Origin of the sequence: Altererythrobacter rubellus (assembly GCF_030284385.1) — a bacterium.
GTDB classification, from domain to species: Bacteria; Pseudomonadota; Alphaproteobacteria; order Sphingomonadales; family Sphingomonadaceae; genus Erythrobacter; species Erythrobacter rubellus.
Map to the genome: position 1 here is coordinate 1,743,131 of NZ_CP127221.1, position 21,835 is coordinate 1,764,965.

Genomic DNA, 21,835 nt, shown 5'->3' on the forward strand with positions numbered 1-21,835 from the left:
GTTTGAACGTGGATAGCTTTCTCACCCGTCCACAAAGGCGTTCTTGTGTAACGCGATAAGCTCTTGAGGTATTTCGATTAATTGTGGCGTTTGCGTGTAGAGCACTCCCGCGCGGATCGTGCGCCCCGGGTAGATCGCCTCAAGCGCAAGGGCATAGGCCGCCATTTGCTTGAGGATACTGTCGGGAACGCTATCTGCAGTAGAGGTCGGTCGCCGTGCTGTCTTGAAATCGACTATCGTGATCGCATCATCTTTGATGAGTATCCGGTCAATAGTGCCTGCAATCACTTGCCCGGCTACCGTTGCCGCCATCGGGACTTCCGCGAGCGAGTCAGGTCCGAACACATCGGAAAATTCAGGCGTTTCGAGCACACGCAGGGCCAGATCACGCATCTCGTGTTGCGCGACCTCGTCAAACTCGCGCCCATTGCGCGCTAGCCATTTCGTCGCCAATCGGGCGCGATCATCCGCTGGCACATCTGGCAGGCGCTCTAGCAATGCATGGATCAGAACGCCGCGCTTCGCCGCATGCTGCACCTGATCCAACGGGAGCGGAGGATCGCTGCCATGGTCTTCCCCGGCCGAAGAAGGAGCCAAAGGACGCGGTGGCTTGGGCTCAGGTCCGATGGGTGTCTTGAGCCATTGAGGTACCGCAAACTCAATCTCGGCGATTGCCTTGGCGGTCTCAAGAACAGGCTTGGCGCGAGTCCCATATTCCCTGCGGCCAAGCCAGATATCGTCCTCAAGCACGACATCCCCCATCAGCGGGGTCAGCCGGGCGTACCAGCTGTCAGGATGCGGTTCTTTGGTCTTTGGGCCTAAAGAGCCGCCAATGAACAACGCCTCTTCCGCGCGGGTCATTGCTACATAGAGCAGTCGCCAATGCTCCTGAAGTTCCTTCGCCTTAGCCAACTCATGCGCTTCTTCCAGGCGCCCCTTCCGCTGCTCAGACTTGACGCCCGGCAACGGAATGCGGCGCACGTCATCGCTTGCGTCCAGTGAGGGCGCATTCTCTTCCAGCTCAAGTTCACGCACATCGCCGGGCTTGCTGGTCGCATCGGCCAAAATCACGATCGGCGCTTGTAGCCCTTTGGAACCATGCACTGTCATCACGCGGACCAGGTCGGGCGCACCATCGGGATCGCGTTTTAGCTCGCCCTCGCCCACGTCGAACCATTGGATGAAGCCGGCAAGGCTGGGAGTATTGCCGCTTTCGTAGGCGAAGGCAGAATTCACCAGCTCGTTGATCGGGTCGTTGGCCTCTTGCCCAAGGCGCGAAACAAGCTTTCTGCGGGCTTGCCATGGCCCTACCAATATCCATTCGAGCAGAGCTTGAGGGGTTTCATAGTCAGCCAGAGCCAGAAGTTCGCGAAGCCGTTCGACCGTCGCATGCACAAAGGGGGCCTCATGGCCGCGTAAATGGTGCCAGAGACGCTTTTTCTTCTCGCGCGGCACATAGGCGAGAAGATCATCCTGGGACCAACCGATCAATGGGGACGACAGCAGATTGGCCAGCTCCAGATCATCCAACGGCTGTGATGCGAAACGCAGTGCCGACATCAGATCCTTGACCGCCAACGGCTCGCCCAGCCTCAACCTATCAACGCCAGCAACAGGAACTCCGCGGGCGTGGAGCCGCGCGACAATCAGGCCGGCCAGATCCTTGCGGCTGCGAACGAGCACCATGATATCGCCCGGGCGCACATTGCGATGCTCGCCCTTCTCCAAGGCAAAGGGTTCGCTTCCGTCGAGCCAGCGCTGCACCTGCCGCGCGATCCGTTCCGCATTCTTGCGATCGTGCTTTGCAAGCCAGCCTTCTTCTCCGCCTTCACGATCGTCGCTCTCGCCGGAATCCCGTGTGTCGTGCACCGGGTTCCACAATGTTACCAGCCCGGCACGTGTTTGACCTTCATGATGCTTGTAATCGTCTTGCAGCCCCAATGCCGTCGGCCCGATTGCCTCAACCGCGCGGTCCACGAAATCAAGAACAGGATAACTGGTCCGGAATGACTGGCCCAGATCGAGGTCTTGCAACTCTCTCTGGCGCGAATTGTGCCGCGTCTCTGCTGCGTTCTGCACCGCGCTCAAGATCGATGCCTTCACGCGTTCCTTTGCCTTGCGGAAGTTCTCCGGACTTGTGCCTTGAAAGCCAAAGATCGCTTGCTTGTAATCGCCGACCGCGAAAATCGTGCGCAGCTTATCGCCCGATGCGCCGAGCCCGGAAAAATAATCATCGATCAGTGCATCGATGATTCTCCATTGTACTTCATTGGTGTCCTGCGCCTCGTCGACAAGGATATGATCGAAGCGTCGATCCAGTTTGAAGCGGATCCAGTCGGCTGCATCCTTTTGCCGAAGCAATGCGGCGGCTTTCTGGATCAGATCGTCAAAATCGAGTAGGCCTTCGCGCATCTTCGCCGCATCCCAGCGCAGGGCAAAAACACGCCCAAGCTCCAGTGCTGGTGCGAGGAATTCGGAAAGCTCCAGCAGTGATCTGCGCTCGTCGAATATGGCCAATGCTTCGGCTATCTCTTCCTGCCGACCGGGCAGAGAAGGATCCTCTTGCGCGGGCTTTTTCATTTGGCGCGGTGCGCCATTCGCCGTCAAAACGGTTTTGTAGAACTGATCGTACCGCTCTGCTCTTCCCGTAACGCCAAGAGGCAACCATTCACGGATAAAAGCGGCGGTTTCTGCCCCTGTCTTCGCACTCCAAGACTCCATCACAGGCAACATCGTCTGCAACTGGTGATCCGGAAACACATCCGGGGAAAGCGCATCTTGGGCCCACGCTTCATCCGCATCGCTTGGAATGCCCAGCAATTGCCTTACCTGCGGCGCCATTGGCGGCTGCCATGCGCCGGGCCCATACCAAAGCTCGGTCGAGTTTGCGCAGCGCATCAGCCATTTCTGCAGCGCATCCTGACCCTTGCCGAGAGTAAACTCCGCAACCGTTTTGAGCGTTGCGGTGTCATTATCGCGCTCGGCCGCGACCAGCATATCGGTCAGCACGTCTCGCGCCAGCAACACCCGTTCACGATCCTCTATCGGGCGCATTCCGGGCATCATCCCGGCCTCATTGGGGAAATTTGCAAGCAACCATTGCGAGAAAGCGTGGATGGTGTCGATACGCAGTCCGCCACCCGGACAATCGAGCACACTGGCAAACAACGTCCTTGCGCGATCACGTTTTTCCGGACTGTTCGAAGCCCCGATATGCTCAAGCTCTTTGCCAAGTTTCGCGCTGTCGATCTGCACCCAGCGTGCCAACACCGAATTGATCCGGTTTGCCATCTCCGCCGCGCCCGCTTTCGTGAACGTCAGACAAAGTATCTGCGAAGGATCAACATGGGGTTGCAGCAGCAGCCGCAAAACGCGCGCGGAAAGAACCTGGGTCTTTCCTGTGCCGGCAGAGGCGGACAGCCAGACGCTGTCCTCGGGTGCAACCGCCGCGCGCTGGTTGTACTTGAGGGGGAAGACTGCACCGCTCATGCCGACGCCTCCTCATAGTCATCGACCAAGTTGGCCTGCCACTCATCCAGACGCATCAATTGATCATAGTCATTGTAGCCTGGATAATCCGGGTTCAGCTTCGCAGTGAAAGGATTATCGCCTTTGACAAATTGAGTGATGGCTTTGCGCAGAAACTCTTCATGTTTGGGCAGGAACTCGGCGGGTTCAATGCCACTCCGTTTCTGTCCGTCCTTCCAAGGTGTAGACACAAATCCGAAATCGCCATCGTCCTTGGCCAGCGACCAATACTCGAAACGCGACGTGACACCACTGTATCCAGCAAAGTCGCCATCCCGTGCGATCAATCCCATCGTGCCCATCTGCAGGGCATAGCCTGCTTCAACTTGAGCGGCCGAAGGTGGCTTGCCTGTCTTGTAGTCAACAATCGCAAGTGAACCATCGTCCATCCGGTCAATCCGGTCAGCGCGCCCATAAACCCGCACGCCGTCAAATGTCATCGAGCCTTGGGGTTCAACCGCTACAATCGCCCGATCTTCCAGAACGGCGACCTCTCGCTCAACCCACTCAAGCCCGGCCAGCAGACGCGGCTGCCACAACCCGCGCAAGAGCGGGTGAATGTTAGCCTCATCCAGAACCTTCGCTACAATCCCGGCAATGCTGACGGTATTGCCGTTCAAATTTGCCTCATGCCAACGCTGAAGAATCGTATGCGCTTGCGTGCCTTGCCAGGCGAAATCACGCGACGGATCTGCATCCAGCGGATCAAGCTTGCGCAATGCCAGAATTTTGTCCGCATAGAACTGGTATGGATCACCCAGCAGCCGGTCGAGACCCGTTACATTGATTGCGACATTGCGCAGCTCCAACGACGGTTTCGGTTCGGGTCTCGGGTAGGCATCCCGTTCGCCAGCGTCGCGGTCGATCGCATCGACCAATTGCGCGACCTCGCTAAATTCATGCGCTTTCGCGTTTTCGCCCAGCAGCGCTTCGATACGCAGGAGAAAACGGGACGGGATCGTAGGCCCGTCCATGTCGCGTATAGCGCGGGTCAAAACGACGTCAGGCGCGCCCAGCGCACCCGCCAGATCATGCGCCGCTAGACCAATTCGGAATTCCGGGCCGGGCATTCCCAATGCGCGCAAAATAGCTGGCGCCAGCAGTGGATCAGGCGACGGAGCTTGCGGCCACGTCCCCTCATTCAAACCGCCACAAATCACCACATCAGCACGCGTCATGCGGGCTTCAAGCAAGCCGTAAATGGCTACGCGCGGATGGCCGCCATAGGGTGGGCGGACGGACACTTGCTCCATCGCATCGCGCAAAGCGGAGTGCAGCTCTTCCAGCGATATCTTTGTCCCCACGTCACGCGCATGGAGGCGCAGTTCTTCAACCAGCCGAGACAAAGCGCGTCCGTCTTCATTTCGCCAGACCGCTTCGCCTGCCATCGCTTCTGCAGTAGCGGACAACACATCTATGGTGTCCGCGAGCCCGATCAGGTCACTTTGCCCGGCAAGGTCGATAATCGGCTGCAGCAAGTTTTCCACCTCACTCCACCAATCTGCAACACCAGCGTCACTCGCGACCTTTCGCAGGCTTTCCAGCCCGGGTGCAGGCCGCGGCCCACGCAGCTTTCTTTCGAATGCGCGCAACGCCCTGAGCCAATCCGCGCGTGCATCATCTTGCTTCACCAGCGGGTGGCCAAGCGCGGCAATCAGCTGGACTGGCGCTAACTCCTCAACCGCAAGTTCCGCCAGTTGCAGAGCGAAGCGACCAGCAGGCGTGAGCGACAATGGCATGCCTGCGGTATCGTCCGCTTCGATGTTCCAGCGCGTCAAATGCTGCACCACGCGCCGCGCCAATGTGCGATCGGGTGTGACGACCGAAACGCGCTTCTCAGGCTGTTCCAAAGCTTCACGCACCAGAATGGCGATTGCTTGCGCCTCGTCCTCCGAAGTCGCGCAGGCAAGCGTCTTCACGCCCGAAAGCCTGCGTTTGTCAGCAGGCAAATCGACCCAGGCTTTGCTCGCTTCCGGTGGCAGGAATAGCGAGGAGATCGCGTGACTGCGCTCTGGCGGGGCCGCGCTCATGCCCTTGCGATGCCATTGCCGAACCTCTTCCCGCGCTACGCCCATCCGGTGCAGCAGGAGCTTCAAGTGATACTGCGGGTGCGTAGCCGCTTCACGCGCTGAGAATGGCAATTCGTCCGGCTCGGGCGAACGCCCTGCCCGACCCAGTTCATCCCAGCCATTATCTGGCATCGAAAGATCAAGATCGGGCAGAATAACGGCGCCGTTCGGCAAGTCCGCGATCCGGCGCAGCATCCGCGCCAGAGCTGGCGAAGCGCTTGTCACTCCGGCGGCCACAATGGGCGTTTCTGGTGGAGCATCTTTCCATCGCCGTGAAGCTTTATCGAACAGCATGTTGCGCCGTGTCGCCAGATCGACTTCGCCGCGTTCGTCCAATTCCGCCTGCCAAAGCGTTTGCACCAGCTTGAACAGTTTGGTGTTGCGCTGCCAATGTTCGGATAGCTCTGTATGCGCGCCCAGAACACGCTCACTAAGAAAGTCATTAAAGCTGATTTCCTCTGCGATCAGCCTATCCATGGTGCCTGCCAATTCGCGCGACATGCGGAGCAACGCCGCATCACCCGAAATGTGTTGCCCCTCGCGTTCCATGGCGGTGCGCAAATGGCTTGCTAGAACCAGCCATCGCCGCGTCGGATCAGCAGCCGCCGGGATGTCTGACGCACCCAAAGGATCGAGCAAGGCGCCCAGCGCTTCATTGAGGTCATGATCGCCGATCATGACCATGCGCGGCATCAAGAGGCCGTTCGCATCGCCTTGCATTCCATAGTGACGGATGAAGGCTTCACTCACGCTGCGGGCGGTCCTGCTGGACGGCAAAAGCAAGGTCAGACGGGCAAGGCCCACGCCCTCCTCGCTATAGCGCGGGACAAGACCCGCCACGAGCGCATCCGCGAAACCGCGATGAGCGGCAATTGAATAGATACTTGGCTGTTTCGCTTCAGCCACGCTGCAGCGCTGCTTCTGTCGGCGCTATCGCTTCTGGCGTGCCGACTTCAAACCATTGTCCTGTGAAAGATGCCCCAAACAGGCGTCCTTCCTCGATCGCGCGGTTCCAGAGGAGGTTGGTTGAGAAAGCGCCCTCTGGCGCTTCACGCATCAAGCGATGCGAGACCAGCTGGATTCCCGTATAGATAAAGGGTGCAATGCGACCGCTGATGCGGCGGCGAAGGCGACCGAGCGGATCCATGTGGAAGTCACCCGCGCCACTGAAATTGACCGCGCGCGCATGCGGCACCACAAGCAGCAAAGCGTCCATCTCGTCCGGATTCCAGCGATTGGACAGGTCATGGAATGCGCTGCTCGGCCCATCCAGCCAGATATTGTCCGAATTGAGCGAAAAGAACGGATCGGGCAGCCGCGGCAATGCCTTCAACATGCCGCCACCCGTTTCGAGCAGCTCCTCACGTTCATCGGAGATAGTCACCGCAGGAGCAGCGCGCCCGACGATATGCGCTTCCAGCGCATCCGCGAGATAATGCACATTGACCACAGCTTTAGCGACCCCTGCATCTTCGAGCCGGTCCAGCGCATGATCGATCAGCGGTTTTCCAGCCACGCGCACCAGTGGCTTGGGCTGACTAGCGGTAAGCGGACGCATCCGCTTACCCATCCCGGCCGCCAAAATCATCGCAGTATCCGACGCCAGTTCGCTCATGCGATTGTCCCTCCGCCGCTGCGGCGAATTTCATCGGGAATGTTCGCATCAAACCAATCGGCAACGGGTGAAAGAGCCGGATGCAGAAGGTCGCGCTCCATCAACGCCCAAACACGCGGGATGTAATCGAGATATTTCGGCTTGCCATCCCGCTTGCATAACCGTGTGAAGATACCGACGATCTTGGTGTTCCGCTGCGCGCCGAGCACGGCATAGTCCGCCTCGAAATCTTCTCCCGCATGCGCAGCAGAAACGTATCGGTCCAGCATCGCGCGCTCTAACGCCGGCGCAACATCGCGGCGCGCATCCTGCAATAAAGAAACCAGATCGTAGGCGGGATGGCCCACCAAAGCGTCCTGGAAATCGATGAGGCCTTGCTCGCCCTCTGCACCGCCAGCCCCGTTCAGGATCATGATGTTCTCGGCGTGGTAATCCCGCAGAACAGTGACCCCCGGTTGCTGCCGCGCCAACACCGGTGAAAGAACCGCGTCCCAGGCTTTGATGAAGCCGGCTTCATCCACGTTCAAACCAGCCGCCGGGCAATACCATTCGGTCAACAGCCCAACTTCGCGTTGGTACACCGACATATCGTATGACTCGAGCGGGCCGGCTTTGTGCTGATGCAGCTTCACCAAAGTGTCTATCGCCTGCGCATAGATTGCGGTCTCTGTCTCTGGTCTCGCCTCGATCCATTCACGCATTCGATCGTTGCCAAAGTCCTCGATCAGCAACCACCCAGCATCCAGATCCTGCGCCAACAATTCGGGCGCGCGCATATCGTTATCGAGCAACCATTCGGCCACAAATACGAACGGTCTCGGGTCCTCGTGAGGCGGAGGTGCGTGCATCAACATTGCGGTATTTGCACCATTGCGCAGCCGGAAATAGCGCCTGAAAGACGCATCCCCCGGGATCGCCTCAATCGACGCTTCACCCCAACCCGCACCAGTGATGAAACCTTGCAAACCTTCAGGCAGAACAGTCATGGCAAACGGCTTAGCCACTCCCTGCCGCCTTGAACATTCGCACGGCGTGATTGGCCCACAATTTCCAGCTCGATCGCGAGGCAGGCTAGTTCATTCGAAAAACCACCAGCCTTTTCAGGCCATTCAGCGATCAACGCAGCACCTTCGCGATAGTCATCCAACCCAAGCTCGAGGACTTCGGCCGGGTTTTCCAAGCGATAGAAATCCGCATGGACGATTGGCGGTGATAGCGCATCATAAACCTCGATGATTGTGAAGGTTGGTGACGGAACCTCCCCCGTATGCCCCAAACCTGCGATGATGGCACGTGCCAGTGTCGTCTTCCCGGCGCCCAAATTGCCCGTGAGCGCAACGACATCACCGGCTTTCAGCTTGCGCGCAATCACCTGGCCAAACTCGGTCATGGCCGGCAGATCAGGTAATTCACGAATCACGGCAGCATGATCAAGGCGGTGGTGCCAACGCCCTTCCTGCTTTCGAGTGTCAATTTGCCGCCGTGCGCTTCAACAAACTGGCGGGCCAGGGGAACGCCAAGCCCGTCGCGCCGCTCGACCTTGCCGTCTTCGGTCACGCGCAATCCATCGAGTAAACGTGCCAACTCCTGTTTGCCCATTCCGGATCCATTGTCCGAAATCACAATCCGCGCGCCATCCTTCGTACGGGCAACGTCAACCAGGATTTTGCCGCCGCGATCTGTAGCTGCGATGGCATTGTCGAGCAGGTGACCAATCGCACGGCTCAATTGCCTGGGGTCAGCATCAATCGCACCGCCCGCATTTCCGCGCAGGTCCAGGCTAAGTCCCTTGTCGCTGATCGCCTGCTCTCGCTCACGCACAATGCCGGTCACAAAGGGGAGCAGTTCGAGCCGCTTCTTCGAAAGCGGCAACATGCCCGCTTCACCTTGCGAGAGATCAAGCACGTTCTCGACCTGATCGGTCAGGCGGTTGACCGAATCCAGAATGGCTTGAACGTATTCTTCCAACTGCGGACTGACGGGGCCAGCTGCACCGCTTTGAATCAACTCCGCAAAACCGCCGATCGACGTGAGCGGAGTACGAAATTCATATGACATATTGGCCAGGAAGCTCGCTTTCACACGATCCGCCTCTTCCAGCGCTTGATTGCGCTCACGCAGAGCGGTCTCTGCCATTTGTGAATCCGTGATGTCGAGAACCGTCAACAGTCCATTGCCATCGGGCAAAGGCACACCCGCAAATTCAAGCGTTCGACCGCCCGCCAGCTCAACCCGCCCGCCTTTTTCCTTGCGGTCCAGCGTGGCAGACCGGATGATCTTGCCAATCGCATCCGCATGGGCAGACTTCTGCAGATTTGGCGCGATTGCTTCGATCAACTTGTCGGCAGAAGGGTGACCGTCAAGCGCTTCGGGTTCAATGCCCCAGATTCCCGCAAAGCTGCGGTTCCAAAGCTGAAGTGACCCATCTGGAGCGAACACAGCGATCGCCTCGAACAGGCTGTCGAGCATGGCCGTTCGCGTTCGCAGCAAGGTGTCGCGCGTGGCGGATTCGGCCAATTGCTCTGTGCGATCTTCGGCGAAAAGAACCAAGCCGCCATCCGGCATAGGTTGACCGACAATCCGAAGATGTTGCCCCGCACCGAGCGGCCAAGCCTCCTCCACCGCCTCGTTTAAGCTGAACCATTCGACCCGCTCGCGGCGCCAGGCGGGGAAATCTCGAACCTCTGGCGTGCGCCGTTTCTCTCGAGAATCGCTCAAGAAACGATCAAAGGGAATGTGATCGGATACGATTCCAAATGGCAGATCGAACAGCCGAATGAAGGGTTTGTTCGCAAAGGCCAATTTCTGATCGGCGTCAAACTGAGCAACCCCAACCGACAATTGATCCAGCATGGCACGTTGCGCTTGGCGGAATGCGCGGAATTTGCGGGCAATCTGCTCTGTTTCTTCGATATCAATCGCGTAGCCAGCAATGCCTTCGTCACCGACTGCAAGGTCGCTAACCCGCAAAAGCCTGCGCTGCCAATCAATTGTCGCAGGAGATTCCCGCTCAATCGTTTCACCGCTTGCAGCGGCTTCCTTCGCGTAATCTCGTGCTGACTTGCCTTGATGGGATTCCAACAATTCGATCTGTTTGCTGACCACTTCGTCGGCGCTTTGCGCTGCCACAGCGTCGACGTAGGCCCGATTCACCAGCTTGATATTGGCATCTTTTCCCCGGAACCACATGGGAATCGGGGCCGCCTCAATCAAACCAACCAGAGCAGTGAAATCACTTTGCGCCCGCGAAACCTGTTCGCGCAATAGAGCCAATTCGCCCTCGCTCTCGGTAAAATCGAAAATCCACACCTGCGCCGCCCCGCCTGGCGCGACTTTGGGGTCTGCCGCACACCCACGGAATGCCAGGCTGCGCCCCGCGCCATCCAATTTGATCGACATGCGAAAAGGCGCGGCAGTTCTCTGTGTGACCTTGATAGCCTGGGTCAAATCTTCAAGCTGCGCAGTTGTGAGGCCAGCGCTCGCGCCGCCGTCGAGCTCGCTCAAGAACGATGGAGGTGAATCTAGGCCAAGCCACCCAGCAAGGCGTTCATGCACCTCTAACCTGCCATCGGCAAGGACCAGCATCGGGATGGCCGGGGCTTCTTCGAGCATGCCCGAGAGCCGCGCGCTTGAACGTTTCAGAACCTCAAATTTCTGGGACCTTTGCGCTGCTCTGATCATAAGCAACGCTGCGCCCACCGTCCAAGCGGCTAGCAGTAGCCCTATCATGGCCAAAGCGGTCGGCGAAAAGTCCATCGATCCCAGCTATGCGCGGGCTGCGGCGGATGCAACCGATCACTAAAGAAAAGCCCCCGCAAACACATCAGTTTGCGAGGGCTATCGTAGATTTTCGGACGAACCGAGCGCTTAGTAGCGATAGTGATCCGGCTTGAAAGGTCCTGCCTGTGGCACGCCAATGTAATCGGCCTGCTTCTGGCTCAGCTGAGTCAGCTGAACACCAAGCTTCTCTAAGTGTAGCGCTGCCACCTTCTCGTCCAAGTGTTTGGGCAGAACGTAGACTTCATTGTCGTACTCATCCGCCTTCGTGAACAATTCGATCTGCGCCAGCGTCTGGTTAGTGAAGCTGCTGCTCATGACGAAACTCGGGTGACCGGTCGCGCAGCCGAGGTTGACCAAGCGCCCCTTGGCAAGAACGAGGATCGAAGACCCGTCCGGGAAAGTCACAAGGTCGGTTCCTTCCTTGATTTCTTTCCATTTGTAATTGTCGAGCGCAGAAACCTGAATCTCGCTGTCGAAGTGGCCGATGTTGCACACGATTGCCATGTTTTTCATGGCTTCCATATGCTCGCCAGTGATCACGTCTTCGTTGCCGGTCGCCGTCACGAAGATATCAGCGCGTTTCACCGCTTCATCCATCGTCACAACTTCATAGCCATCCATCGCTGCCTGCAATGCACAGATCGGATCGATTTCTGTGACCATAACGCGCGCACCGCCATCGCGAAGTGACGCCGCTGAGCCCTTGCCAACGTCGCCATAGCCAGCAACGCAAGCGACCTTGCCAGCCAACATCACGTCAGTCGCACGGCGGATCGCGTCGACCAGCGATTCCTTACAGCCATAAAGGTTGTCGAATTTGGATTTGGTCACGCTGTCGTTCACATTGATCGCCGGGAACGGCAATTTGCCCTGTTTCGCGATCTGATAGAGCCTCATCACGCCGGTAGTGGTTTCTTCCGAGACGCCTTTGATGTTTTCAACCGACTTGGTCAGATAACCTGGCCGTGCAGCAACGAAAGCCTTGAGCGCGCGCTGGAATTCGATTTCCTCTGCATTGCCAGGTGCTGGCAATTCTTCGCCAGCCTCGATGCGGGCGCCCCAAAGCGCGAACATGGTGGCATCACCCCCATCATCAAGGATCATGTTCGCCGTCAGGTCAGCATGTGATTCGGTCGACCAATCAAAGATACGACCAACATAGTCCCAATAATCGGCCAGACTTTCACCCTTGATCGCAAACACGGGGATACCCTGCGCCGCAATGGCTGCCGCTGCGTGATCCTGGGTCGAGAAGATGTTGCAAGTTGCCCAGCGGACTTCCGCACCCAGTGCAATGAGAGTTTCGATCAGAACGGCCGTCTGGATGGTCATGTGCAGCGAACCGGTGATGCGTGCACCTTTCAACGGCTGGCTCTCTCCGTATTCCTCCCGCAATGCCATCAAGCCGGGCATTTCCGTTTCGGCGATCGCGATTTCGTCTCGACCATACTCGGCCAGCGCGATGTCTTTAATGATGTAATCTTGTGCAGCTTTTGCCACGGCCAAACTCCTGAAAATCAATCCAGCATCGCAGCCGATGCCAGTGCCAAAAATATGTCGGGGGCTCTAACGCCAAGACTGCCCTGAGGCAAATATAAAAGATTCTTTATATCCTTCATTATTGCGGACGCGCAGCAAGCGCCTATATCGAGCGCAGTTAAACGGAATTTCGAAAGGATATTACGCGATGGCAATTTCGGTTGGTGACAAGCTTCCTGATGTAACTCTGGTCAAAGCGACCGAAAACGGGCCGGAGCAAGTCTCCTCGGCCGATTATTTCGCTGGCAAGAAAGTAGCTCTCTTCTCGGTTCCGGGCGCCTTCACACCCACCTGTTCAGCACGCCACCTTCCCGGTTATGTCGAGAAGGCCGCAGAGCTGAAGGCAAAGGGCATTGATGAAATCGCCGCGACCGCAGTGAACGATGCCTTTGTCATGGGCGCATGGAACAAGGCAGCTGGCAGCTATGACATCACGATGCTGGCAGACGGCAATGCCGAATTCGCGGAAGCGGTGGGCCTGACCATGGATGGTTCGGGCTTTGGTATGGGCAAGCGCGGTCAACGCTTTTCGATGATTGTCGAGGACGGCATTGTCAAAGAACTGAATGTCGAAGCGCCAGGCGACTTCTCGGTTTCGAGCGCGGAACACATGCTCGGCCAGCTCTGAGCTTTCCAACATATGTAAGCTTGAAGGGCGCCCAGTGCGGCGGCCTTTTTCGTTTCATTGAGGCGAATTGAACCGAATCAGACGCGCGATTCAGGCCGATACAATCAGTTCGCCGCAACTTGCGCTCGAAACACCCCCAATAGCTATCAGGCAAGCTGGGATCGTGTGAATGGCGCGATTATGGCTTCTCGTCACATTTTAAACGGGGGTTTGGCTCGCGCAAGCGGGTCAATTTCATATGGGTCGGCCGGTTTGTCCATAGATACAACATTGCAACCGGCTACGAATGAAGGAGTACACTGATGAAAGTCCACTCAAAGGGAACCAAAGCGATGCTCGCAATGTCGATTGTCGCAGCGCCCGCTTGGAGCGGAGCGGTTGCCCAAGACCAAACCGCGCCATCGGAAGAAGTCTTGACTACGGTTGTTGGCGTTGAAGGCCCGAAGATCGAAGGAATTATAGCCGCTCGCAATGAAGATCGTCTGCAAATCACAACGGCAGGCGGAACTACCACCACGGTTGCGGTAAACGACGAAACCCGCGTACGCGGAACTGGTGGCTTCCTTGGTCTGGGGCGCAAAAGCCTCGGCATCGATGCGCTGCTCAACGGCCTGCCTGTGACAGTTGAAACCTGGCAATCCGGCGCAACGCTTGTTGCCAGCGACATTCGTTTCAAGAACGATGATCTTAAAACCGCTGCGATGATCCGCAACGGAACCGCTCAACGCTTCGCAGCAAACGAGCAGGCGATCGGAGAGAATAAGGTCGGCGTTAAAGAGAATGCACGCGCAGCAGAGGCTCTTCGCGGCCGACTTGGCGACATTGATCAGTATAACATCAAGGGCGTGACTAATGTCTACTTCGCCTCTGGCCGCTACCAGCTGTCTGGCAAAGCTCGCGAAAAGCTGTGCGCCGCAGCCGCTGAAGCCGATGCGATCGAAAACTCACTGCTACTGGTGGTTGGATACACTGACTCAACTGGCAGCTATGAAGTAAACCAACGCCTGAGTGAGCAACGCGCAGGCCGCGTAGTTAACTACCTCCAACAGGAATGCTCGTGGAAGCCATTTCGCATGTTGACGCCGACTGGCATGGCCGCCTCTGATCCGACGGCCGACAACAGCACCGCCGCAGGTCGTTCAGAAAACCGCCGCGTTTCAGTCAACATTCTGGTGAGCAAAGCGCTCGACAGATTTGGAGACAGCTAAGTAAATTTGACTTTTAGTTTTGGAAGGGCGCCCGCCGAAATTCTCGGTGCGGCGCCGTTTATTTTGCCAATCAATATCTAGGCCAGTCTCGCAGCGATGCGCTCAAAACCAGGCTCGCAGCCCGATCAAGATTTTGAGACCAGCCACATCTTCACCTTCGGCGCGGGCAAGATCGGCGGTCTGACCCAACTTTGCCTTGTACTCTACGCCGACATAGGGCGCGAATTCAGGCACGAATTCATAACGTAAGCGGAGGCCCGGCTCGATCTTGGTCAGACCTGCACCAATCTCTCGCTCCGGAATATCCTGCGCTGACATCTCGAGTTCGAATCGCGGCTGAAGAATCAGCTGTTGCGTGATCTTCTGGTCGTATTCAGCCTCTATCCGCGCGGTCAGATCGCCACGGTCCGACAGGAACAGCGCGCCATCAACATGGAACATGTAAGGCGCGAGGCCCTGAACGCCGACAACCAGATGCGAACGCGTGTCAGGCTCCGGATCGAAGCGAATGCCGGCTTGCAAATCGAAGAATGGTCCGATTGCGCGGCTGTAAAGTGCCTGGACCTCAGCGTCCTCTAACTCACCGCCAAACTCGCCTTCGCCCTCGGTTTTTAGCACGAAGCGATTGATATCGCCGCCATACCAGGCCTGCGCGTCCCAGACATAGCCCGTATCGCCGCCCTCGGTGGGGACGCGTGCCTCGAGCCGCTCAATCATGACCATGCCGGTCTTCATCGCACCATTTTCGCGAGCGAGTTGCGCGCGGCTGGGGGCCATCGCGACTTCGCCCCAGATATCGTCGGCAGCGTGACGCGGGCCTTCGAATGCGCGGGGTGGCACTGCGTTCTCCGGTGCGGCCCCGGGTGCTGATTTGTCCTGCGAAATGGCGTGGCCCGAATGGTCCATTTGCGAGTGGTCTGTCGCCTCTTGCTTTGGCGGGCACTGTTCGGGCGGCATATGCCCCATTGCGCAATGGTCGACTTCTACCTTGTCAGGCGCGGCCTGATGCTGATGCGCAGAATGATCCTGCGCTGCCGCAGGTGTGCTGGCGGCCAAGGCAGAACTAGCGAGCAAGAGCGCGCGCATCAGTGGTGCCCCTCATGCGGGAAAGGTCGCACGCTGACGACCTGCATCATCCCGGCATGCATGTGGTAAAGCAGGTGGCAATGGAAAGCCCAGTCGCCGGGCTCATTCGCGGTCAGGTCAAACGTTGCCGTACCGCCGGGCTGCACCACCATCGTATGCTTCAAGGGTTGATGCATGTGGTCTACGCCATTGACCATCTCGAAGAAATGGCCGTGCAAATGGATTGGGTGCGCCATCATGTTCTGGTTGACGAGCTTCACTCTGACCCGCTCGTCAAAACCGAAACGTATCGGATCATCGGTAACGGCGGTGAACTTCTTGCCGTCGAAGCTCCACATATAGCGTTCCATATTGCCGGTAAGATGGATCTCCATCTCGCGCTCGACCTCGCGATGCGGGTTCATCCGCGCAGCCCTGAGGTCGGTGTAGCGCAGCACACGGTGCGGCACCTTGTCGAGGCCAAGACCCGGGAAGTCCATCCGGTCCATCGGCATCGGCGCGACCATGTCCAATCCAGGGCCAACCTTCACGTCGCCGGGCAATTTTGAGGTGTCACGCATGTTGTGATCCATGCCGCCGCCGCTCATGTCGTGTCCCATCGCGCCATGATCCATCATTCCCATATCAACCATGGTGAGAGTGGGCGTTTCGCGCAGCGGTGGCGGTGTCGCGACATGTCCAGAATGGCTGGTTAGGCTGGCGACGCCCATACCGCTGCGGTCGATTGCTTCGGCTACGATCGCATGGCTGCCGTCCTGCGGCGCTACGATCACGTCATAGGTTTCGGCAACTCCGATCTGGAATTCATCGACCTCGACCGGATCCACTGGTTGCCCGTCTGCTTCGATCACGGTCATCGGCACGCCGGGAATGCGGACATTGAAGAACGTCATCGCGCTGCCATTGATAATGCGCAGGCGAATGCGCTCTCCACGGTCAAAGGCGAGCTGCAAATTGTCCGCAGGGCCATGACCGTTGATCATGTAAGTGTAGGTCGAACCCGTCACGTCAGAGATGTCGCGCGGGTTCATCCGCATCTCTCCCCACATTCGCCGCATTTCGCCTGACATTTCGCCCTCGGTCGCGATCATCATGGTGCGGTTGAAGTAATGCTCGCCCACCTTCAGCTTGCGCATGATTTCGTGCGGATGAATGGGCGTGAATTCGCTTAACAGGACAACGTAGTCACGGTCATATCGAGAGTCTTGCTCGGCACTTTCAATGATAATCGGGCCATAGTGGCCAGCCTGTTCCTGAAGCCCCGAGTGGCTGTGCCACCAATAAGTGCCCGCTTGGCGGATCGGGAATTCATAGGTGAATGTCTCACCCGGCTTGATGCCGGGAAAGCTGACGCCGGGTACTCCGTCAAACTGGAATGGCAGCAAAAGACCGTGCCAGTGGATAGAGCTGTCCTCTTCAAGTTTGTTGGTAACGTGCAGGCGCACGTCTTGCCCCTGCTTCAGGCGGATCAGTGGACCGGGGACCGTGCCATTGACCGCAAAGGCATGGCCCATGCGGCCACTAGTCATGAAGTGATGGTTAGCAATGCTGAGGTTTATTTCTTCTCCTGAAAGTTCACCAAAGCCGTTGCGGGCGTGCGGCAAAGAAGTGCCCTTGGCCCAAGCAGGAACGGGGAGCGATGCGGCGGCGGCCAAGCCAACCATACTAGTGATCATGCGGCGGCGATTAATAAGAGTTGTCATGTTTATATCTACGCTTGCTTGAACCAATTGGTTTCAGCCGATATATACCCCCCATGGGTATATCAAGTGATTCACGCTGCCCAACAGATGCGGCCACCGCAAAGATAAGTCGCCTTAACCGCATTGCCGGCCAGGTTCGCGGTGTCGCACTTATGATCGAGGATGACCGCTATTGCATGGACATTCTACATCAGATCCAAGCCATTAAGTCAGCTCTCGCCAAGGTAGAGACTCAAGTCCTGAAGGATCATGCTGCGTGCTGCGTCGCTGAGGCGATTGCAAGCGGCGATGAAGCCGAACAACGCCAAAAGTTTTCTGAGCTCATAGATCTGCTTGAGCGGACTAGAAAATAGGGCAACCCAAATGACAACTAGCATGACAGCGGCCCTCTATCGGATGATGATGCCTGACCATTTGTGCCCATCCGGACCCAAGGCGAAATGGCTACTTGAGAGCAAGGGCTTCGCCATTGACAATCACCATCTGGAGTCGCGCGCGCAAACCGACGCGTTCAAGGATAAGCAAATTGTTGCCACTACGCCCCAAGTATGGATCGATGGCGAGCGAATTGGCGGTTACGCCGATTTGCGCGCGTACTTCGGCAAGCCTGTCCTTCAAAAAGGCGAGGCAACCTATCGCCCGGTGATTTCGTAGTTTGCGATGATGGCATTGATGGCGATCAGCGCGGCGTTTGTTGTCACTCAACAGCCGCTTTCAATTCTCACTGCTGAGTGGTTTGTCAGCTTCTCAATGTGCGCTCTGGCCTGTCTCAAACTGCGCGACGTCGAGAGCTTCTCGACAATGTTTCTGAACTACGATCTGCTCGCCCGACGCTGGGTCCCTTGCGGTTAGGTCTATCCCTTCGCCGAAGGGTTGGTTGGCGTGCTGATGACCGCACATATACTCGATTAGGTGTCGATCCCTGTTGCGCTTCTCATTGGCTCAATCGGTGCAATCAGCGTGTTCAAAGCGGTGTATATCGATAAGCGCGAACTGAAATGCGCCTGCGTAGGCGGAGACAGTAATGTGCCATTGGGGTTTGTCTCACTGACCGAAAATCTGTTTATAATCAGCATGGCGCTGTGGATGTTGGAGAAGCCAAGCCTTGTCGGCTAAACGGCTTTATCTGGCCCGGAGTGAAATCGAAGCCCTCTCCGTCCAATGCCTAGCATAGAGCATCGACGGCGCTCTTCAGGTCGTTGTCCTTACCAGTCGAACGCATTACCAAGTTCGCGACGGCTACATCAAGGGAACCGGATATCCCAATGATCCGAACAGGGTTTTGCTTGTCTCAACACAAACCCCGTCGCCGAAGAAATATATCTTCGACACGGTAAGCGCATTCGATATTCCGTGCGCTATGACTGCGGGCAAAAGCAGGAACGCACAGCCGCCTTAGAGACCCGTTGAACGAAGCTTCAGCTTGAGGCACGCCTACAGTGGAACGATTAGATGATAGAAGAAGCACAGCTGCGCTGAGATCTAGTAGCCCATCAGGCTCATCACTTCCTTGCGGCTGCGATGATCTTCGAGAAAGCAGCCCATCATGCGGCTGGTGAGCATTTCCACTTCGTGCACTTTAACACCGCGGCCCGTCATGCAAGCGTGCTCGGCCTCGATAACAACGGCTACACCGCGCGGTCCAAGGTTCTGCCAAATGCAATCGGCAACTTCAGCAGTCAGGCGCTCTTGCACCTGCAGGCGGTTGGCGAAACCATGAAGGACGCGCGCGAGTTTAGAGATGCCGACAACTTTCTTGTCGGGAATGTAGGCAATATGCGCCTTTCCCGTGATTGGCGCCATGTGATGTTCGCAATGCGACTGGAACGGAATGTCTTTCAGAAGAACAATCTCGTCATAACCGCCAACTTCTTCGAAGATGCGGCTGAGATGGACTGCGGGATCGCTCTGATAGCCTTGGCAGTATTCCAGCCAGGCCCTGCCCACCCGTTTGGGCGTGTCGACCAGGCCTTCTCTCTCTGGATTATCTCCGGCCCAGCGAATCAGTGTACGAATGGCTTCTTGCACATCTTCAGGAACGTCAGGCTTGTTCAAGGGATTCTCCGGATCAAACTCAGCGTTATCATGCACGCTCATATAGTTCATGGCTATGTCTTTCGCGTATTTCGTTCTTTCCTGACGCGCCATCTAAAACGGCCGGCGCGTCTTGACGGGTCTTTCAAACACGCACTTAGATTCACGAGTTAAGCCCGGAGAAAGAACAGCATCTGCCCGTGAATGTTCCAAAAACTCTGCAGATTCTACAAAAAAACCCACCCCCGAGGGGATGGGTTTTCTTGGCGCGCCAGGAAGGATTCGAACCTCCGGCCGCCTGATTCGTAGTCAGGTACTCTATCCAGCTGAGCTACTGGCGCGCGAGAGGGCCGGCACATAAGGGGGCTTTACCGCCTTTGCAATCCCTTATCGGCCAATTCTTCAAACAGTTTTTCCGCTAGCACTACGTCAAGCGGTGGCTTGTCGAGCTTGTTAATCTCATCAGGCGTAAACCAACCGATTGACCCGCCTTCCAATGCCTGCGGCTCCCCCACCCAATACCGGCAAGTGTATAGCGCGATGACAATCTTTTCACCGCCGGTCGGCGAAGCATGTCTCGCTTCAGCAATCGAGCTATGCGAGTCGAGGACGGCTTTGATCCCGAGCTCTTCGTGAAGCTCGCGAATCAAGGCTTCGTTCTGATTTTCATATACTTCCGCTTTGCCACCAGGAAATTCCCACAGTCCACCATGCTGTTTGTGCAGGGGCCTCTTGTGCATCAGCCAGAGGCCATCTTGGCGCTGCAGAGCGCCAGCCACCACACGCATGAATGTCGGATTTTTTTCCAAACTTCGGTTCCCCCTCAACACATTTTTAACACCCTGAGGCGCAGAATGCTCTCATCACGACGTAAAAACAGGTTTTGTCTATGAAATTACCGACTTTCGTTAAGCGTATCGGGAGCGACAATTCCGGGGTAACCGCCGTCGAATACGGCCTGATCGCAAGTTTAATCGTTATTGCATCCATGGGAGCATTTGGTTCGGTTGCGGACGAGAATGCCCGGATGTGGAACACGGTTGAAACTGTGATGGTCGAGGTGGGATCAAGGTAAATATTTTGAAAGCATCCGATTTAGGATTTTTCAATAACTGCGGATTACACCTTTGTCAGTTCGGTCGGGATACTCGATCGGACACGGGTACCGAAGACTGAACTAGGGGACTACTAATGACTTTCTTCAACAAGCTTCTCAAAAACGAGCAAGGCGCGACTGCAATTGAATACGGCCTAATCGCTGCACTGATCGCAGTTGCTGCTATCACTGCAATGGGCGCTTTAGGTGACCAGTTGGACAACACCTTCACTGACGTTTCGACCAAATTGGCAAACGCCTAATTTTCGAACGGCATCGCCGAAAAGCGAAGCGGCGGGGGTTTCCCCGCCGCTTTTCTTTTGTGCGCAGTAAATTCCTCGGACTCTGCGCCCTGCTGGGCCTCTTACTGCGTAATCGGGGTCGAGGCGCTGGGAATGCTGCCCCCGTCCATACAACCGGTGAGCGCCAGATTGAGCGAAGCCGCCGTTGTCAGTGCCAATGCCTTGCGCGAAAAAGCCATGAATTCTCTCCGTTTTTCAGCGTCCGCGCCCCACCACGCGCTTTGGAAAACACGCGCAGCATCGCGCATCGCAGCCTTCGCTGCAAGGGCGATCAACGGCAATTTGAAACGATCTAACTTGCTCCGATCTGCAGGAAGCGTTCTTCGCGCATCTGCCGGATCTGCTCCGATGGCATCTTGCCAAGCTTCTCAAGCTCTTCAGCAATCGCATTGCCCAGGCTCCGCGCCATCGCTTCAGGCGCGCGGTGCGCGCCGCCAACAGGTTCTTTCACGATCCGGTCAATAATCTTCAAGCGCTTCAGATGTTGCGCAGTGACGCGCATAGCTTCGGCTGCGTCAGGTGCTTTCTCAGCGGTACGCCAAAGGATTGATGCACACCCTTCAGGAGAGATTACCGAATATACCGCGTGTTCAAGCATTAGCACACGCTCCGCACTCGCCAAAGCGACTGCGCCGCCAGAACCGCCCTCACCTACGATCGTCGCCACCATCGGTGTCGGCAATGCCAGACATGCCTCTGTCGAGCGTGCGATCGCTTCTGCCTGGCCCCGTTCCTCGGCCTCAACGCCGGGAAATGCACCCGAAGTATCCACCAGCGTGACCACCGGCAGATCGAACCGGCCAGCCAGTTCCATCAAGCGGATTGCCTTGCGATAGCCCTCTGGCTTGCCCATGCCGAAATTGTGTTTGAGGCGCGTCTCCGTATCGTGGCCTTTCTCATGGCCGATCAAAACAACGCGCTTACCCTTTAGCCGGGCAAATCCGCCCTGAATCGCTTCATCATTGCCGTAATAACGATCACCGCCCAATGGCACGAATTCGTCAAAGGCGTGTTTGATGTAATCGCGCAAATGCGGCCGCTGCGGGTGCCGTGCAACCTGCGTCTTTTGCCAAGGGGTTAGCGAGGCATAAGTGCTCGCCAGAAGTTCCTTGCTTTTTTGTTCGAGCCGCTTGAGCTCCGCGCCGACATTGACCTCGTCATTGTCAGCAGCGGCGCGCAATTCTGCGATCCGCTCTTCGAGCTTGGAAATCGGCTTCTCGAATTCGAGATATGAAATCATGCGGCTG

The 21,835-nt window shown here is 57.0% G+C and carries 17 protein-coding genes, 1 tRNA gene and 1 pseudogene; 6 read left to right on the top strand and 13 right to left on the bottom strand.

Going from position 1 to position 21,835, the window contains the following annotated elements:
• Positions 1-21 precede the first annotated feature (21 nt).
• From addA to ahcY, 7 genes are all read right to left on the bottom strand, one after another.
• Positions 22-3,489 (bottom strand): double-strand break repair helicase AddA, encoded by a 3,468-nt coding sequence (addA, locus tag QQX03_RS08720; RefSeq protein WP_285975360.1) that lies wholly within the window; start codon positions 3,487-3,489, stop codon positions 22-24.
• A complete protein-coding gene (gene addB / locus QQX03_RS08725) occupies positions 3,486-6,503 on the bottom strand; it encodes a double-strand break repair protein AddB (RefSeq protein ID WP_285975361.1) in 3,018 nt (1,005 codons plus the stop codon). Before addB ends, addA begins: the two co-directional genes overlap by 4 nt.
• Positions 6,496-7,212, bottom strand: a complete 717-nt coding sequence (locus QQX03_RS08730; RefSeq protein ID WP_285975362.1) for a nucleotidyltransferase family protein — start codon at positions 7,210-7,212, stop codon at positions 6,496-6,498. The genes addB and QQX03_RS08730 overlap by 8 nt, the downstream gene beginning before the upstream one ends.
• A complete protein-coding gene (locus tag QQX03_RS08735) occupies positions 7,209-8,198 on the bottom strand; it encodes an aminoglycoside phosphotransferase family protein (protein WP_285976991.1) in 990 nt (329 codons plus the stop codon). The genes QQX03_RS08730 and QQX03_RS08735 overlap by 4 nt, the downstream gene beginning before the upstream one ends.
• Positions 8,195-8,632, bottom strand: coding sequence for a tRNA (adenosine(37)-N6)-threonylcarbamoyltransferase complex ATPase subunit type 1 TsaE (gene tsaE / locus QQX03_RS08740; protein WP_285975363.1), 438 nt, complete (start codon positions 8,630-8,632; stop codon positions 8,195-8,197). Before tsaE ends, QQX03_RS08735 begins: the two co-directional genes overlap by 4 nt.
• Positions 8,629-10,968 carry a PAS domain-containing sensor histidine kinase gene (locus QQX03_RS08745; protein WP_285975364.1) on the bottom strand — a complete coding sequence of 780 codons (2,340 nt, stop codon included), beginning with the start codon at positions 10,966-10,968 and terminating at the stop codon, positions 8,629-8,631. Before QQX03_RS08745 ends, tsaE begins: the two co-directional genes overlap by 4 nt.
• Before the next feature lie 111 nt (positions 10,969-11,079).
• Positions 11,080-12,492, bottom strand: a complete 1,413-nt coding sequence (gene ahcY, locus QQX03_RS08750; protein ID WP_432762818.1) for an adenosylhomocysteinase — start codon at positions 12,490-12,492, stop codon at positions 11,080-11,082.
• A gap of 187 nt (positions 12,493-12,679) precedes the next feature.
• Here ahcY and QQX03_RS08755 point away from each other — a divergent pair, with 187 nt between their 5' ends.
• Complete coding sequence (locus QQX03_RS08755; RefSeq protein WP_285975366.1) at positions 12,680-13,159, top strand: peroxiredoxin; 480 nt, start codon at positions 12,680-12,682, stop codon at positions 13,157-13,159.
• A 302-nt stretch (positions 13,160-13,461) separates the two neighbouring features.
• Complete coding sequence (locus tag QQX03_RS08760) at positions 13,462-14,367, top strand: OmpA family protein (protein WP_285975367.1); 906 nt, start codon at positions 13,462-13,464, stop codon at positions 14,365-14,367.
• Positions 14,368-14,469: 102 nt separating this feature from the next.
• Here the strand turns inward: QQX03_RS08760 and QQX03_RS08765 are convergent, their stop codons facing one another.
• Both QQX03_RS08765 and QQX03_RS08770 read right to left on the bottom strand, forming a co-directional pair.
• The gene (locus tag QQX03_RS08765) at positions 14,470-15,453 is read right to left on the bottom strand and encodes a copper resistance protein B (RefSeq protein ID WP_285975368.1); all 984 of its coding nucleotides are present in this window, start codon (positions 15,451-15,453) and stop codon (positions 14,470-14,472) included.
• Positions 15,453-17,156, bottom strand: a complete 1,704-nt coding sequence (locus QQX03_RS08770) for a copper resistance system multicopper oxidase (protein WP_285975369.1) — start codon at positions 17,154-17,156, stop codon at positions 15,453-15,455. The genes QQX03_RS08765 and QQX03_RS08770 overlap by 1 nt, the downstream gene beginning before the upstream one ends.
• A gap of 53 nt (positions 17,157-17,209) precedes the next feature.
• Between QQX03_RS08770 and QQX03_RS08775 the strand changes: the two genes are divergently transcribed.
• Together QQX03_RS08775 and QQX03_RS08780 are read left to right on the top strand one after the other, a co-directional pair.
• Positions 17,210-17,509, top strand: coding sequence for a metal-sensitive transcriptional regulator (locus QQX03_RS08775; protein ID WP_285976992.1), 300 nt, complete (start codon positions 17,210-17,212; stop codon positions 17,507-17,509).
• A 10-nt stretch (positions 17,510-17,519) separates the two neighbouring features.
• Positions 17,520-18,272 (top strand): annotated as a pseudogene (locus QQX03_RS08780) (MauE/DoxX family redox-associated membrane protein).
• Between the two features lie 366 nt (positions 18,273-18,638).
• On the opposite strand, the gene folE reads toward QQX03_RS08780, so the two are convergent.
• The 3 genes from folE to QQX03_RS08795 all read right to left on the bottom strand — a co-directional run bounded on the left by folE (position 18,639) and on the right by QQX03_RS08795 (position 19,978).
• Positions 18,639-19,262 carry a GTP cyclohydrolase I FolE gene (gene folE / locus QQX03_RS08785; protein ID WP_432762852.1) on the bottom strand — a complete coding sequence of 208 codons (624 nt, stop codon included), beginning with the start codon at positions 19,260-19,262 and terminating at the stop codon, positions 18,639-18,641.
• Between the two features lie 192 nt (positions 19,263-19,454).
• Positions 19,455-19,531 (bottom strand) — tRNA-Arg (locus QQX03_RS08790).
• A 27-nt stretch (positions 19,532-19,558) separates the two neighbouring features.
• The gene (locus QQX03_RS08795; protein ID WP_285976994.1) at positions 19,559-19,978 is read right to left on the bottom strand and encodes a (deoxy)nucleoside triphosphate pyrophosphohydrolase; all 420 of its coding nucleotides are present in this window, start codon (positions 19,976-19,978) and stop codon (positions 19,559-19,561) included.
• A 101-nt stretch (positions 19,979-20,079) separates the two neighbouring features.
• On the opposite strand from QQX03_RS08795, the gene QQX03_RS08800 reads away from it, so the two are divergent.
• On the top strand, positions 20,080-20,265 hold the full coding sequence (locus tag QQX03_RS08800; RefSeq protein WP_285975370.1) for a Flp family type IVb pilin: 186 nt from the start codon (positions 20,080-20,082) through the stop codon (positions 20,263-20,265).
• A gap of 116 nt (positions 20,266-20,381) precedes the next feature.
• Positions 20,382-20,549 carry a Flp family type IVb pilin gene (locus QQX03_RS08805; protein WP_285975371.1) on the top strand — a complete coding sequence of 56 codons (168 nt, stop codon included), beginning with the start codon at positions 20,382-20,384 and terminating at the stop codon, positions 20,547-20,549.
• Positions 20,550-20,880: 331 nt separating this feature from the next.
• Here QQX03_RS08805 and QQX03_RS08810 read toward each other — a convergent pair whose 3' ends face one another.
• On the bottom strand, positions 20,881-21,828 hold the full coding sequence (locus QQX03_RS08810) for an acetyl-CoA carboxylase carboxyltransferase subunit alpha (protein WP_285975372.1): 948 nt from the start codon (positions 21,826-21,828) through the stop codon (positions 20,881-20,883).
• Positions 21,829-21,835 lie beyond the last annotated feature (7 nt).